Origin of the sequence: Bacillus sp. TH13 (genome assembly GCF_016651175.1) — a bacterium.
GTDB lineage: Bacteria > Bacillota > Bacilli > Bacillales > Bacillaceae_G > Bacillus_A > Bacillus_A thuringiensis_S.
On the sequence record NZ_JAEKEJ010000025.1, the window covers coordinates 3,285,234 to 3,299,834 of the forward strand.

Below are 14,601 nucleotides of genomic sequence, written 5' to 3' on the forward strand. Positions count from 1 at the left end.
TTTTTTCGTAGCATATTACGAAAAAACTCCTTATTTATTTTTACGTCTTTTTCTCCTGTAGCATATACATAAGAAAAAAGGAGGGATAAAGATGGGGGTTATTGAAACAGCTGAATGGCTACATTTATATTATGGACGGCCAGAAAAACTTTGTGAGAAATTTACGAAGTATATTCCGTTGCCAAAAGAAAGGTTGTATCGCTTTTTAATTTCAAAAGGGATGTATCGTCCGGTCATGCATGGGGAAAAGGAAATTAAAGAATTAGAGGAAAAGGAAATTTGGAAAGAGTTGAGCTTGGAGTATGATAAATTGAAAAATTGGTTGAAAGGTCCGGATGTCCCTGTCTTTATTTTATTATCAGATTCCTATAATCGAACTGTACAAGAAGAGTATAACGGTAGGGCTGGATTATCTATGCGTCATGTTATTTTCTTATTCGTATGTGGACGGAATTCGGTGGAAGAATTAAAGGTGTTATTGGCGCATGAATATCATCACATATGCAGGTTACATCAAATTGAGACGAAAGAAACAGAATATACATTACTTGATACGATGATTATGGAAGGGTTAGCTGAGCAAGCGGTAACGGAAAGATATTCAGAAAAAAACAATGCACCGTGGACGATGTATCTTTCAAAAGAAGAGGCTATTTATTATTGGAAAAATGTTGTACATGAAAGAATAAGTATAAAACGAGGAACAAGGGAGCACGACATCTTATTAAATGGATTTCACTCTTATCCAAAGATGCTTGGCTATGCGCTTGGATTTCATATTGTCAAAGATTGTGTAACATTGGAAGGAGAAGATACACTTTCTTTATTATCTATAGATGCAAAAGAAATATTGAATAAAGCAAATACATTTCATATATAAAAAACAGGAGCTCTATTTCCTGTTTTTTTTTAGTATTAATAGAAGAAAAATAATAATTAGAATATATTTCCTTAGGTGGAATAAAGTTAAGAAAAATTGAACATAATGATTGATACAAACAGTAGTGAAGTGAGGGGTAGTGAATGTTATATCTACATGATGTATGGGTAAATTGGTTTGAAGGTGAAGAGAATGGGTATAACGTTTGTCATTTTTACGAATGGCGGAAAGATGATACGATTGAGCTATTAGATCAAGTGCCATTATTAAAAGTAGATGCCACATTATATCATTACATCGAGGACGAATTGTTAGAGCTTCCGCAAAAATTGTTGGAAGACGTACATCATAAGGCTTATATTCGTAAAAATCATGAACGTTTGCAGCAAGAGTATTGCTTTGTTGTTACAGATGGAAAAGGAATTATTGCGATTGATACAATTGGTTACAATGTACCTATTCGTAAAAGCAGACTTATACCACGCCAAGAGCAGATGGTATATGAGATGGTAGAAAACGTACAAGCAGAAAAATATGAGTTCCAAGTAGAAGAAACAGAAAAAGAACACCACATTTTATCACCATCGCCTTTCATTATGAATGGCTTGACTCGTAAAGAAAGACAGCTAAAACAATTATTATTTATGGCGTTAGATCAATTACATACAACGAAAAATACAGCAGAGATTCGCTATTGGTACACAGAGTGGGATCCATCAGCATATGGAACGGTTCAACATATGGAGTTCGAGGATATTTGGGCTAGACTGTATGATGAAGCGAAAGCTGGCTGGTCTGAGAAACATGAACAATTATGCGAGCGTCTCGTAAAAGGACAGCCATTTTTTGAAAAGTTATGGGAAATGGAAAATGAGCAAAAGGTAAATTAAAAAACCGCCAATTGGCGGTTTTTTAATTTTGTAGAAATCCAGCTCCAGCGGCAAGAATGTTCGGTGGCTTCGCGCCTTCCTACGAGGCAAAAAACGCCTCGTAGGAAGGCGCTCCATCCCCCTCACATTCTAAACGAGCCGCTTCCGCTTTATATGTAATCTAGCTCCGGCTCCTAGCCCTTCGCGTCTAAGAACCTTCCCCACGAGAAGGTAAAAAGCACCTTCTGTGGGAAAGAACTTTAGCCGTCAGGGCTAAGCAGTCGCCTCCGCTTTTTATGTTACCTACGTTTTCTGCTTAGTCCCATTGCGTTTTCTACTTTGCGTAGTTGTTTGAATGCAACGCGGTTTGCTTTTTCTGCACCTTTGTCTAGAATTTCGTCTAGTTCTGGTGAGTTGATTAGTTCGTTATATTTGTCTTGGATTGGACGAATTGCTTCTACGACTACTTGAGCCAGGTCGCCTTTGAAGTCTCCGTATCCTTTTCCTTCGTACATTGCTTCAATTTCTTCAACTGTTTTTCTAGAGAATGAAGAGTAGATTGTTAATAAGTTAGAGATTCCAGGTTTGTTTTCTTTATCAAATTTCACGATACCTTCAGAATCAGTTACGGCACTCTTAATTTTCTTTTCAATTGTTTTTGGTTCATCAAGCATACTGATCATTGATTTTGGATTTGGATCAGATTTACTCATTTTTTTCGTAGGTTCTGTTAGTGACATAACGCGAGCTCCTACTTTTGGAATACGAATTTCAGGAATTGTGAACACTTCACGGAAGCGTTTGTTGAAACGCTCTGCTAGGTCGCGTGTTAATTCCATATGTTGCTTTTGGTCATCACCAACCGGTACGATTTCAGTGTTGTAAAGTAAAATGTCAGCAGCCATTAGTGGTGGATATGTAAGTAATCCAGCTGGAACTGAATCTCTACCAGAAGCTTTATCTTTATATTGCGTCATACGCTCTAATTCTCCAACGTAAGCAACAGATTGCATGATCCAACCTAGTTGAGCGTGTGCTGGTACTTCTGATTGTACAAATAAAGTAGCTTTTTCAGGGTCAATGCCACATGCCACATAAAGTGCAGCAAGACTGCGGATGTTTTTACGAAGTTGTACGGGATCTTGAGGTACTGTAATCGCATGTTGGTTTACAATACAGAAATAACAGTCGTGTTCATTTTGAAGCTCTGTAAACTGCTTCATTGCTCCTAAATAGTTTCCAAGTGTAATCGTTCCACTTGGCTGAATACCAGAAAAGATAACTGACATAAGTAATTCCTCCTAAAATTGAATGCGTGATGGGGGAAGAGAAGGCAAACAAAAAAGCCCATTCATCCCAAAAACTATAGGGACGAATGGACCGCGGTACCACCCTAATTATTTCACTACTGTGAAATCTCTCTAATCCATAATAACGTTTGGATATAACGCCAAAGCCTACTACTTTCGGTTCGGTTTGGTGCTCAAAAGCCCATTCCATACTGTACAATTACTTGTTCACACCGACCACAAGCTCTCTGAAATTGCCTCAATATGTACTCTTCTTTATCATCGCATACATATAAATTTATTTATTGTTACTTGAGCTCTTTTAATATGAAAGAACTAAAGTTTTATAACAAAATGTTTTGCTGATTATTATATCATATGGGATAGTGTTTGCAAACTACATCAAAATAGTAAAGCTAATGAGGGTCGAGAACAACCCAAGAACGATACCTGTAATACAAATTGGATATGTCCATTTGAATGAATATGTTTTATAAATACGTTCTTTCTTATCTGTAGGTTCCTCGACTTCTTCAATTAAAGAGTCAATCTTTTTGTTCGTACCAAATACTCTTTGGAATGCGTAAATGGTTACATTGAAAAAACCATTTTGAAATATGTATAAAAAACCGCCGGTAAGAATAAAAAACAGTGCAATATAAAACAAGATGTTGACAAAATTCAACAAAAATTGCGATGAAATGAGGAATGCGCTAATACTAGAAGCGATGATCGCTATGAAAATTAGTATACAAGTATGAAAAAAAACTTTATTCAAAATGTTCCCCTCCGTCAAAATATTACTAGAATTATTATACTATAAAAGCTATAATATGTACCAGAATTAATTTTTTGAAAATTATACGCAATTAAAGGTCTGATTTCAAGATGATGGTAGCAATGTTAACGTATCCCTTTACAAAAAAATAAAAATATAAACATTTTATTAAAAATTTTAACAAAAAAACAAAAAACTATATTCACAATTGTTATATTATATGTATAATGAAAATTGTAGAAACTTGGAGATTATTCTTTCAATTCTACTTTTTAACAGGTGAGGGTACAGGAAGTGCAATTAGGGGGGCAACACAACATGAAGAAAAAGATACCGTTATTACTTGCATCGACTTTAACTGCAAGTATGTTGCTTGGCGCGTGTAGCTACCAAAAAGATGACGCAAAAGCAAAAGGGAAAGAAGATGCTACGAGTAGTAGTAATGGAAAGCAGATTCTTAATTTAACAGAGTTATCTGAAATTCCGTCAATGGATGCATCATTAGCATCTGATTCTGCATCTTCTACAGCATTAAATAATACGATGGAAGGTTTATATCGTACCGGCAAAGATCAAAAGAGAATGCCAGGAGTTGCTGAAGATTTTCAAAAGTTAGATGATGGGAAGAAATACATATTTAAATTAAGAAAAGATGCGAAATGGTCGAATGGGGAGCCTGTAACAGCAAAAGACTTTGTGTATTCATGGAAAAGAGCAGTAAATCCAGATACAAAAGCGACGTATTCGTACATTATGTTTGATATTAAAAATGCAGAGAAAATTCATAAAAAAGAATTACCTGCTGACCAATTAGGTGTAAAAGCAATTGATGATTATACATTAGAAGTGGAATTAGACAATCCCGTTCCTTACTTTGTTGATTTAACAGTTTATCCGGTATTTTACCCACTAAATGAAAACTTTGTAAAAGCACAAGGTGATAAGTTTGGGTTAGAGGCAAATACAACATTATATAATGGGCCATTTGTTATGAGTGATTGGAAACATGAGCAAAGCTTCCAGTTTAAGAAGAACCCATCATATTGGGATAATAAAACGGTTAAAATCGAAGAAATTAACTTTAATATTGTAAAAAATACGTCAACTGATGTAAATTTATATGAGACAAACTCGATTGATCGTGCGGCTCTAACTTCAGAATTTGTTGATAAGTTTAGACAAAGCTCAGAATTCCACACAAGAAAAGAAGCAGGGGTTGCTTACCTACGATTTAATCAAAGTAATCAATACTTAAGTAATAAAAACTTAAGAAAAGCAATTTCAATGTCCTTTGATCGTGATAACATTGCGAAAGTTATTTTAAATAATGGTGCGATTGGAGCTTATGGATTTGTTGGAAAAGATTTCGTTGAAGGTCCGAATAAAAAAGATTTCCGAGCTGAAAATGGAAAGCTAGTTGAAACGAATCCAAAAGAAGCGAAAAAGCTTTGGGAAACAGCGAAGAAAGAGCTTGGCACTGATAAAATCGAACTAGAATTCTTAAACTTTGATAATGAAGATGCAAAAAAGGTTGGTGAATTCTTAAAAGGTGAGATAGAAAAAAACTTACCTGGTTTATCAATTAAAATTAAACAGCAGCCATTTGCACAAAAAAATAAATTAGAAGATTCTCAGCAATATGATATTGCGTTTGGTATTTGGGGCCCAGATTTCCCAGATCCAATCTCATATTTAGATATGTTTGTTACAAATGGTTCTCAAAATAAAACAGGGTATTCTAATCAGAAATATGATGAGTTAATTCTAAAAGCTAAAACAGATACAAAAGATTTACAAGCACGCTGGAACAACCTTTTAGAAGTAGAGAAGATGTTAATTAAAGAGGATGCAGTTATCACTCCAATCTTCCAAAAAGGTTCAGCATATATAGTAAAAGATGCTGTAAAAGATATTATACCAATCAACTATGGTGGTAGATTAACTTACAAATGGGCATCTGTTGAACAAAAATAATCTTTTTTCCATCGTTTACAAGGGTATATGCCTATGATGGGCATATGCTCTTATTTTAAAAAAATAAAAGTAAGAATATTTTAAACTATCTTATTGCTTTTGAGAAAAACGGGGAGGTGCTTGACTATGGGACGTTATGTATTAAAACGTTTCGTGTACATGGCTTTGACATTATTTTTAATTACTACGCTGACTTTCTTTTTGATGAAATTACTTCCGGGTTCTCCGCTTAAAAATCAGGAGAAGTTATCACCGGCACAGAAAGAAATCATTCTTGAAAAATATGGTTTAAATGATCCAGTACCAGTTCAATATGCACGTTACTTAGGTAACTTAGCAAAAGGTGATTTAGGGGTATCATTCCAATATGATAACCGTCCAGTAACAGATATGATTGTGGATCGCATTGGACCATCAGCACAACTTGGTTTACAAGCGATTATATTAGGAACATTTATCGGTTTAATTTTAGGAATCGTTGCGGCACTCCGTAACAATACGTGGGTCGATTATGGAGCGACAATTATTTCCGTACTCGGGATGTCGGTACCATCATTCGTATTCGCCGCTTTACTACAATATTTCGTAGGGGTAAAACTTGGTTGGTTCCCAGTAGCGTTCTGGAAAGGACCAGAGTTTACAGTAATGCCTACAATTGCTTTATCGATGGCAGTTATCGCGACAATCGCACGTTTCGCTCGTGCAGAGTTAATTGAAGTTATGCAAGCCGATTACATTTTAACAGCGAAAGCGAAAGGGATTAGCCAAGGCGTTATCATTATCAAACACGCACTTCGTAACGCGTTAATTCCAGTAGTAACAATTTTAGGACCAATGGTTGCAGGTTTAATCACAGGTACACTAGTTATTGAGCAAATTTATGCTGTACCAGGACTAGGGGAACAGTTCGTTAAATCTATTACAGTGAATGACTATACAGTTATTATGGGAACTACGATTTTCTATAGTGCAATCTTCATTTTAGTTATTTTCATTGTCGATATTTTATATGGAATTATTGATCCTCGAATTCGTTTAGCGGGAGGGAAAAAATGATGAAAGATGTACAAAAATTATCTCCAGATTTATTTCAACAAGCCAATCAAAATAATGTGGATAATGAAGTCATTGCCCGTCCAAGCTTAACGTTTTGGCAAGATGTAAGAAGACGTTTGTTCCAACATAAAGGTGCGATGTTTGGTTTCGTATTATTAAGCCTTATTATATTACTAGCAATTTTTGGACCGATGGTAAGTAAACACTCATATAAAGAGCAAGATTTAGGCCGTGCGAAAATGCCGCCGAAAATTCCTGTTATTGAAAATGTTCATTGGTTACCATTTGACGGTACAGATCAATATGGTGTTGATCAATATGAAAAACGTGATATTAAAGAGTATTTCTGGTTTGGTACAGATGATCTTGGTCGTGATTTATGGACAAGAACATGGGAAGGTACACGTGTATCCTTATATATCGCTCTTTTAGCAGCAGCAATTGACTTAGTAATTGGGGTTGCATACGGAGGGATTTCAGCATTTTATGGCGGCAGAGTAGATAATATTATGCAACGTATTATGGAGATTATTAATGGTATTCCATACTTAATCATTGTTATCTTAATGGTAATCATTATGGGATCTGGTATATGGTCAATTACATTAGCAATGGCGATTACAGGTTGGATAGGGATGTCCCGTATCGTTCGTGGACAAATCTTGAAATTGAAAAACCAAGAATACGTATTAGCATCTCGTACATTAGGTGCAACGAATACACAATTAATTGTAAAACACTTAATCCCGAACGTAATGGGACCAATTATCGTAATGACAATGTTTACAATCCCAACAGCGGTGTTTGGTGAGGCGTTCTTAAGCTTTATCGGTTTAGGTATTCAGCCACCATTCGCATCACTTGGTTCTCTTGTTAATGACGGTTATAAATCTATTCAAACGTATCCGCATATGATGTTCATCCCTGCGGTTGTCATCAGTATATTAATTTTAGCGTTTAACTTAATGGCAGACGGATTACGCGATGCGTTAGATCCAAAAATGCGTAAGTAAAAGAGGGGAGAGGCAAAGATGAAAACATTGTTAGAGGTAAAAGATTTACAAGTCTCCTTTGATACACATGCAGGTGAAGTACAAGCTGTACGCGGCGTTACTTTTGATTTGAAAAAAGGAGAAACATTGGCGATTGTAGGAGAATCTGGTTCAGGGAAATCAGTTACTTCTAAAGCGTTAATGGGATTAATTCCGAATCCTCCTGGACGCATTAAAAATGGTGAAATCGTATTTGAAGGTCGTGACTTAACGAAATTAACAGAAAAAGAAATGCAACAAGTACGTGGTAAAGATATCGCAATGATTTTCCAAGACCCAATGACATCATTAAACCCAACGATGACAATTGGGAATCAAATTATGGAAGGCCTTATTAAACACCAAGGAATGAGTAAAGCAGACGCACGTAAAGTTGCTTTAGAATTAATCGACCTTGTAGGTATTCCAAATCCAGAAGCTCGTTTAAAACAATATCCTCACCAATTCTCAGGTGGTATGAGACAGCGTGTAGTTATTGCGATGGCGTTAGCTTGTAACCCGAAATTATTAATTGCCGATGAGCCGACAACAGCGCTAGACGTTACGATTCAGGCACAAATTTTAGAACTTATGAAAGACATTCAGCAAAAAACAGAAGCGGCAATTATTTTCATTACGCATGACTTAGGTGTAGTAGCAAACGTTGCTGACCGAGTGGCAGTTATGTACGCTGGTAAAGTTGTTGAAATTGGAACTGTAGATGAAATTTTCTATAATCCGAAACATCCATATACTTGGGGCTTAATCGCATCTATGCCAAGTTTAGATGGTTCAGAGGAAGAGTTATACGCAATTCCTGGAACGCCTCCGGATTTATTGAAGCCGCCAAAGGGGGATGCTTTTGCACCACGTAACCCACAGGCACTGAAAATTGATTTTGAAATGGACCCACCTTTATTTAAAGTAAGTGATACACACTATGCGGCAACTTGGTTACTTCACGAGCAAGCTCCAGAAGTAAAACCGCCGGCAGTTGTTGAAAAACGTATTCTTCAAATGAAAGCAGGTGAACAACATGACTAAACAACGTGAGAAATTAATTGAAGTAAAAAATGTAAAGCAGCACTTCGACGTGAGTGGTGGTGTTGTCAAAGCGGTTAATGATATTTCATTTGATATTTACCGCGGAGAAACATTTGGTCTTGTAGGAGAATCAGGTTGTGGTAAATCAACAACTGGAAGAACGATTATTCGTTTATATGATGCAACTGCTGGTGAAGTATTGTTCGATGGTGAAAACGTACATGGTAAGAAATCACGCACAGAATTGAAGAAATTCAACCGTAAAATGCAAATGATTTTCCAAGATCCATACGCATCATTAAATCCTCGTATGACAGTAGGGGATATTATCGCAGAAGGTATTGATATTCACGGATTAGCGAAAAGTAAAAAAGAGCGCATGGACCGTGTTCATGAACTATTAAACACAGTTGGTTTAAATAAAGAGCACGCAAACCGTTTCCCACACGAATTCTCAGGTGGACAACGTCAGCGTATCGGTATCGCTCGAGCGCTTGCTGTAGAACCAGAATTTATCATTGCCGATGAGCCGATCTCAGCACTTGACGTATCGATTCAGGCGCAAGTTGTAAACTTACTGAAAAAGTTACAAAAAGAAAAAGGCTTAACATACTTATTCATTGCCCATGATTTATCGATGGTAAAATACATTAGTGACCGCATCGGCGTAATGTACCGTGGTCAAATTGTAGAACTGACAACAAGTGAAGAGTTATATGCGAATCCAGTTCATCCATATACGAAATCACTATTATCAGCAATTCCGCTACCAGATCCAGATTATGAGCGTAATCGTAAACGTATCGTATACGATCCATCGCAGCATGATTACGGTAGCGAAGTGCCAACAATGCGTGAAATTCGTCCAGGACATTTCGTACTATGTTCTGAAGCAGAGTATAAGAAATATAAAGAAATCTATCAATAAAAAAAGAGCCATTCTTCCATTGCGGAAGGAGGGCTCTTTTTCTACTATATAAAATTACTGAACTTGAACAGAAATACTCTCTTCTTGTTCTTCAGGTTTAACTAGTGCGTAACGTTCCCACGCCCTACTTTTCCAGCGGAAGAACATAATAATCGCACGCGTCCATTCGTCGATGGCAATCGCTAGCCAAATACCAACGAGCCCCATATCTAAATGAAAGGCGAAAAAGTAGCCTAGTGGTAAACTCATTAAGACCATAGAGAATGCACCGATTAAAACAGGATATTTTGCATCACCAGCTGCACGAAGCGAATTAATGATGACGATATTCATCGTACGTCCCGTTTCAAGTAGTACACTTAGTAAAAGAACACTTGCGCCTAACCCGATAATGTGTGGATTATCTGTAAACAGTCCCATTAATTGTGTACGGAATGTAATAACGAGAGCGACCATACATAAAGTTACACCAATCGCCCATTTTACACTTTTCCACAAACGTTCGTATGCTTCATCCTTTTCGCCGCCACCAACAAGGCGGCCAATAATAATGGCTGTTCCCATACCAATCGCAATTGCAAATAAATAAGTGAACATGGAAATGTTAGTAGCGTATTGTCTAGCAGCTAATGATTCCGTTCCTAAGTACGTTGCGTAATAAAGGAAGACGATTTGACAAGCTTGATACATCACTTGTTCAAATGCAGATGGAATGCCGATTTTTAAAATTTTTCCAATGTATTCTTTGGATAAAGTGAAGTAATATTGTAATTTCACACGATATTCCATAACGCGGTATAGTAACCAGAAGAAAACAATAAGTGCGATCAATCGACTGATAGCGGAAGAAATTGCAGCCCCTTGTACACCGAGCTCAGGAAAACCAAATTTCCCGAAAATGAGTACGTAGTTTCCAGCGATATGAATAATATTCATTCCGAGTGAAATAAACATTGCTTGCTTTGTAAAACCGTGTACACGGATAATTGCGGCTAATGAGTTAATAATAGCTTGCAGGAAGATAGCCCCTCCGACGATAGATAAGTAGTTTTGTGCATACGTTAGTACATCGCCTTGTAAGTTCATTGCGAGCATCATATGTTTCGAAAATAAAAGAAAACCAGCGCTTATAACGAGCCCAACTATTAAATTTAATGTGACGGCTAATGCTGATATTTTAGATGCTTCCATAAAGCGTTTGGAACCGAGGTATTGAGATACAACGATAGCAGCGCCGTTCCCGATGACTTCTAATACTAAAATCGCAATATGAAGATATTGATTCGCTGCACCAACCCCAGATACAGCATCGTCTGATAATGCACTTAACATGAAAGTATCAGCGATCCCCATCAACATAAAAAGAAAAACTTCTAGAAAAATAGGCCATGTTAATAAGAATAAACTTAATTTCTCTGTCGGCCCATTTTTTGCTTGAATTGCTGTCATGTCCGTCCCCTCTTTACCGATATCTATTTTTAGCAAAATGTATCGTAACATACTTTCTTATCCTTTGCACTCATTTTAGCCTACATATTTTTAATATGAAGGGCCTGCTATTTTATGTTGAAAAGAGTGGGATAATTATACATAAAGTATTATAAAATATAAAATTTATTTTTATCTGATAATTTAGAAAAATAAAAAATAATTATTTTTGGCACTTTAGTAAGGAAAATAGACAATATAAAACGTTTACAAAGATATATTTTTTAACAGAAAATTTTAATGAAATAGAAATATAAATATACAAAAAAAATATTTGTGTGTATAATATGAATTATTAGAACATATATACATTTCTTTCTGTTTGAAAATAAAAGGGCTAACATTTTTTTGGAGGGTGGAAGTATGAAAAAAAAGATACCAGTTTTTGTAGCATCAACAGTAGCGATGAGCATGATGTTAGGGGCATGTAGCTACCAAAAAGATGAACCGCAAGCAAACGCAAAAGGGGATAGCGGGAAAAGCGGTGCGAAGCAAGTTATTAATCTAACAGAAGTGTCTGAAATTCCGACAATGGATACAACACTTGCCTCGGATGCTGCTTCTTCAAAAGTTATGAATAATACAATGGAAGGGCTATATCGACTTGGGAAAGGAGATAAGTTAGTTCCAGGGGTAGCGAAATCCCATACGAAATCTGAAGATGGCAAAAAATATACATTTAAATTGCGTGAAGACGCTAAATGGTCGAATGGTGATTCTGTAACAGCAAAAGATTTTGTATATGCATGGCAAAGAGCTGTTAACCCTGATACGGCAGCAAAATCAGGATATATTATGCTAGATGTGAAAAATGCAGAGAAAATTAATAAAAGAGAGCTATCACCGGATCAATTAGGTGTAAAAGCGATAGATGATTATACATTAGAAGTTGAATTGGATAATCCAGTTCCATATTTTCTCAATTTAACGGTATATCCACTATTTTTCCCATTAAATGAGAAGTATATGAAAGAACAGGGAGAAAAATTTGGTTTGGAAGCAAATACAACTTTGTATAACGGTCCATTTGTATTAAATGAATGGAAACATGAACAAAGTTTCCAATTAAAGAAAAATCCAAATTATTGGGATCAAAAAGAAGTGAAATTAGAAGAAGTTAACTTTAATGTTGTAAAAGATACAGGAGCAGCTGTTAATTTGTATAATACGAATGCGATTGACAGAGTTGGTTTATCAGCGGAATTAGTTGATAAGTATAAAGGACAAAAAGACTTTAAAACAATTAATGATCCAACTGTATTCTTCTTGCGTTTTAATCAAAAAAATCCGGCTTTAGCTAACAAAAATATTCGTAAGGCTATTTCTAGTGCATACGATCGAGATGGTATTGGAGAGGTTATTTTAAACAACGGTTCTAAGGGAGCTTATGGTTTAGTACCATCTGATTTTGTTAAAGGGCCAGATAAGCAAGATTTCAGAAAAGAAAATGGAAAGCTTTCGAAAGTCGATGTGAAAGAAGCGAAAAAATTCTGGGAAGCAGGCAAGAAAGAATTAGGTAAGGATAAAATAGAACTAGAATTTTTAAACTTTGATAATGAAGAATCTAAGAAAATTGGTGAGTATGTAAAGGGAGAATTAGAAAAGAATTTACCAGGTCTAACAGTAACAATTAAGATGCAACCATTTGCACAAAAATTAAAACTTGAAGATAGTGGACAGTTTGATATTTCATTTACTGGATGGGGACCTGATTTCCCTGATGCAATCACATTCCTTGATATGTTTATAACAGATGGTTCACAAAATAAAATGGCTTATTCTAATGCTCAGTATGATGACATTATTAAAAAGGCAAAGCAAGAAGGCTCAGATGTAAAAGGACGTTGGGATGAACTGTTAAAAGCAGAGAAAATTTTATTTGAGGATGCAGCAATTGCGCCGGTATTCCAACGTGGCAGATCTATATTAGAAAGAGAAACGATTAAAGATGTGTATATCCACAAATATGGCGGTGAATTAAGCTTTAAATGGGCATCCGTAGGGAAATAAAAAAAGCAGGCTAACCACCTGCTTTTTTTTAATACGTGCGTTTCTTATAAATGCCTTTTCCGCCAACTTGATTCCAGCCGGATTGTACATCCAAACTTTTGTTAACAAACTTCATTTTTTCTTTTCCGCCAAAGAGCTTTTCCCCGATGCTATTTGTAATGACACCAATCAATGCTGTTATTCCGATGATGAGGGCAGCAACCGTAATAAAATCAATAAAAAAAGCAATCATTTGCAAACTCCCCCTTTGCCTGTCTGTATGTTTATTGTATGAGATAAAAAATAAAAAAGAAAGAAATGTCAGAAAAAAATTAATTTACTTTAGAAATCGTGTGGACAGGAGGGAGAATGTTTGTTAAAATAAGAACAAACGTTCCTTTCTATTCTCATTTGTATAGTCTTACATTTCTTAATTGATTTATCAGGAAAAAGTAAGAAAACGTTCTCTTTTTCATAGGGAAGATTATAGATAAATAACTATATATTATATGAAAAATCTAGAGGAAGTGAGTATTGAAAGGGTTGAAAGTTATTGTTCAAGTACAGCTAAATTGAGCGTAATCATGTTACATAGCAGTGGAATACACGGAAGAGTTTTCTCAACTAGCAGGAAATTTACTGTATATTTCTTGCAAAATCTATTGTATAATGATTATAGAAGTTACTTATTAAAAGTAATTGTTGTTTATTATAAGTTGTTGCTTACATGAAATGCGATTTTTGTACTTTTCAATAAGACAAGTTATCGCGAAAAATTGCTGAAGTTAGAAATTAAAACTGTATTTAGTACAGAATTTGTACTCTTTAAGGAGAGTGAGCTTTGTATGGTAACATTATATAGTTCTCCAAGCTGTACGTCTTGTAGAAAGGCGAAATTATGGCTAGAGGAAAATCATATTCCCTATACAGAACGTAATATTTTCTCAGATCCATTAACAATTGAGGAAATTAAAGAGATTTTACGTATGACAGAAAGCGGAACGGATGAGATTATTTCTACTCGTTCGAAAGTTTTCCAAGAATTGAATGTAAACTTAGAATCTTTACCACTTCAAGATTTATATAAGATGATTCGTGACTATCCAGGGATTTTACGTCGTCCAATTATGATTGACGAGAAACGCCTTCAAGTTGGTTACAACGAAGACGAAATTCGCCGTTTCTTACCACGTACAGTAAGAACGTTCCAATTACGTGAAGCACAACGTCTTGTAAATTAATTATAATAATATGAAAACCTTCTACCTATTATAT

14 protein-coding genes and 1 other annotated feature are annotated in these 14,601 nt (G+C 35.7%); of the genes, 10 read left to right on the forward strand and 4 right to left on the reverse strand.

Annotated elements, in window-relative coordinates; genetic code table 11:
- The first annotated feature begins 91 nt into the window (after positions 1-91).
- Positions 92-880 (forward strand): DUF2268 domain-containing putative Zn-dependent protease, encoded by a 789-nt coding sequence (locus JFU02_RS25445; protein ID WP_000538198.1) that lies wholly within the window; start codon positions 92-94, stop codon positions 878-880.
- A gap of 143 nt (positions 881-1,023) precedes the next feature.
- Positions 1,024-1,770, forward strand: a complete 747-nt coding sequence (locus JFU02_RS25450; protein ID WP_000966118.1) for a YjbA family protein — start codon at positions 1,024-1,026, stop codon at positions 1,768-1,770.
- A gap of 278 nt (positions 1,771-2,048) precedes the next feature.
- On the opposite strand, the gene trpS is transcribed toward JFU02_RS25450, so the two are convergent.
- Both trpS and JFU02_RS25460 read right to left on the reverse strand, forming a co-directional pair.
- Positions 2,049-3,038: a tryptophan--tRNA ligase gene (trpS, locus tag JFU02_RS25455; protein WP_000110995.1), complete on the reverse strand. Its 990-nt coding sequence runs from the start codon at positions 3,036-3,038 to the stop codon at positions 2,049-2,051.
- Between the two features lie 75 nt (positions 3,039-3,113).
- Positions 3,114-3,330 (reverse strand) — a binding site (T-box leader).
- 105 nt (positions 3,331-3,435) lie between these two features.
- Positions 3,436-3,816, reverse strand: a complete 381-nt coding sequence (locus tag JFU02_RS25460; RefSeq protein ID WP_061666482.1) for a DUF3899 domain-containing protein — start codon at positions 3,814-3,816, stop codon at positions 3,436-3,438.
- Between the two features lie 318 nt (positions 3,817-4,134).
- On the opposite strand from JFU02_RS25460, the gene JFU02_RS25465 reads away from it, so the two are divergent.
- The 5 genes from JFU02_RS25465 (at position 4,135) to JFU02_RS25485 (ending at position 9,849) form a co-directional block, all read left to right on the forward strand.
- Complete coding sequence (locus JFU02_RS25465; RefSeq protein ID WP_000727204.1) at positions 4,135-5,790, forward strand: peptide ABC transporter substrate-binding protein; 1,656 nt, start codon at positions 4,135-4,137, stop codon at positions 5,788-5,790.
- A 126-nt stretch (positions 5,791-5,916) separates the two neighbouring features.
- Positions 5,917-6,846: an oligopeptide ABC transporter permease gene (gene opp3b / locus JFU02_RS25470; protein ID WP_000534165.1), complete on the forward strand. Its 930-nt coding sequence runs from the start codon at positions 5,917-5,919 to the stop codon at positions 6,844-6,846.
- Positions 6,843-7,859, forward strand: coding sequence for an oligopeptide ABC transporter permease (opp3C, locus tag JFU02_RS25475; protein ID WP_000974098.1), 1,017 nt, complete (start codon positions 6,843-6,845; stop codon positions 7,857-7,859). The genes opp3b and opp3C overlap by 4 nt, the downstream gene beginning before the upstream one ends.
- 18 nt (positions 7,860-7,877) lie before the next feature.
- Complete coding sequence (locus tag JFU02_RS25480) at positions 7,878-8,921, forward strand: ABC transporter ATP-binding protein (protein ID WP_000854346.1); 1,044 nt, start codon at positions 7,878-7,880, stop codon at positions 8,919-8,921.
- The gene (locus JFU02_RS25485) at positions 8,914-9,849 is read left to right on the forward strand and encodes an ABC transporter ATP-binding protein (RefSeq protein ID WP_000166354.1); all 936 of its coding nucleotides are present in this window, start codon (positions 8,914-8,916) and stop codon (positions 9,847-9,849) included. The genes JFU02_RS25480 and JFU02_RS25485 overlap by 8 nt, the downstream gene beginning before the upstream one ends.
- Before the next feature lie 54 nt (positions 9,850-9,903).
- Here JFU02_RS25485 and JFU02_RS25490 read toward each other — a convergent pair whose 3' ends face one another.
- Positions 9,904-11,349, reverse strand: a complete 1,446-nt coding sequence (locus JFU02_RS25490; protein WP_003306543.1) for an MATE family efflux transporter — start codon at positions 11,347-11,349, stop codon at positions 9,904-9,906.
- 351 nt (positions 11,350-11,700) lie between these two features.
- Here JFU02_RS25490 and JFU02_RS25495 point away from each other — a divergent pair, with 351 nt between their 5' ends.
- Positions 11,701-13,347, forward strand: coding sequence for a peptide ABC transporter substrate-binding protein (locus tag JFU02_RS25495; RefSeq protein ID WP_000727247.1), 1,647 nt, complete (start codon positions 11,701-11,703; stop codon positions 13,345-13,347).
- A gap of 28 nt (positions 13,348-13,375) precedes the next feature.
- Here the strand turns inward: JFU02_RS25495 and JFU02_RS25500 are convergent, their stop codons facing one another.
- Positions 13,376-13,579 (reverse strand): hypothetical protein, encoded by a 204-nt coding sequence (locus tag JFU02_RS25500; RefSeq protein WP_000559971.1) that lies wholly within the window; start codon positions 13,577-13,579, stop codon positions 13,376-13,378.
- Between JFU02_RS25500 and JFU02_RS32275 the strand changes: the two genes are divergently transcribed.
- Together JFU02_RS32275 and spx are read left to right on the forward strand one after the other, a co-directional pair.
- Positions 13,506-13,706 (forward strand): dithiol-disulfide isomerase, encoded by a 201-nt coding sequence (locus JFU02_RS32275; RefSeq protein WP_085960139.1) that lies wholly within the window; start codon positions 13,506-13,508, stop codon positions 13,704-13,706. The genes JFU02_RS25500 and JFU02_RS32275 overlap by 74 nt on opposite strands.
- 465 nt (positions 13,707-14,171) lie before the next feature.
- The gene (spx, locus tag JFU02_RS25505; protein WP_000258267.1) at positions 14,172-14,567 is read left to right on the forward strand and encodes a transcriptional regulator Spx; all 396 of its coding nucleotides are present in this window, start codon (positions 14,172-14,174) and stop codon (positions 14,565-14,567) included.
- Positions 14,568-14,601: the final 34 nt, after the last annotated feature.

Bases quoted from the DNA above. Each gene is read 5' to 3' on its own strand.
- JFU02_RS25445 (WP_000538198.1), top strand. From the start codon at position 92: ATGGGGGTTATTGAAACAGCTGAATGGCTACATTTATATTATGGACGG.
- JFU02_RS25450 (WP_000966118.1), top strand. From the start codon at position 1,024: ATGTTATATCTACATGATGTATGGGTAAATTGGTTTGAAGGTGAAGAG.
- trpS (WP_000110995.1), bottom strand. From the start codon at position 3,038: ATGTCAGTTATCTTTTCTGGTATTCAGCCAAGTGGAACGATTACACTT.
- JFU02_RS25465 (WP_000727204.1), top strand. From the start codon at position 4,135: ATGAAGAAAAAGATACCGTTATTACTTGCATCGACTTTAACTGCAAGT.
- opp3b (WP_000534165.1), top strand. From the start codon at position 5,917: ATGGGACGTTATGTATTAAAACGTTTCGTGTACATGGCTTTGACATTA.
- opp3C (WP_000974098.1), top strand. From the start codon at position 6,843: ATGATGAAAGATGTACAAAAATTATCTCCAGATTTATTTCAACAAGCC.
- JFU02_RS25480 (WP_000854346.1), top strand. From the start codon at position 7,878: ATGAAAACATTGTTAGAGGTAAAAGATTTACAAGTCTCCTTTGATACA.
- JFU02_RS25485 (WP_000166354.1), top strand. From the start codon at position 8,914: ATGACTAAACAACGTGAGAAATTAATTGAAGTAAAAAATGTAAAGCAG.
- JFU02_RS25490 (WP_003306543.1), bottom strand. From the start codon at position 11,349: ATGTTACGATACATTTTGCTAAAAATAGATATCGGTAAAGAGGGGACG.
- JFU02_RS25495 (WP_000727247.1), top strand. From the start codon at position 11,701: ATGAAAAAAAAGATACCAGTTTTTGTAGCATCAACAGTAGCGATGAGC.
- JFU02_RS32275 (WP_085960139.1), top strand. From the start codon at position 13,506: ATGACACCAATCAATGCTGTTATTCCGATGATGAGGGCAGCAACCGTA.
- JFU02_RS25500 (WP_000559971.1), bottom strand. From the start codon at position 13,579: ATGATTGCTTTTTTTATTGATTTTATTACGGTTGCTGCCCTCATCATC.
- spx (WP_000258267.1), top strand. From the start codon at position 14,172: ATGGTAACATTATATAGTTCTCCAAGCTGTACGTCTTGTAGAAAGGCG.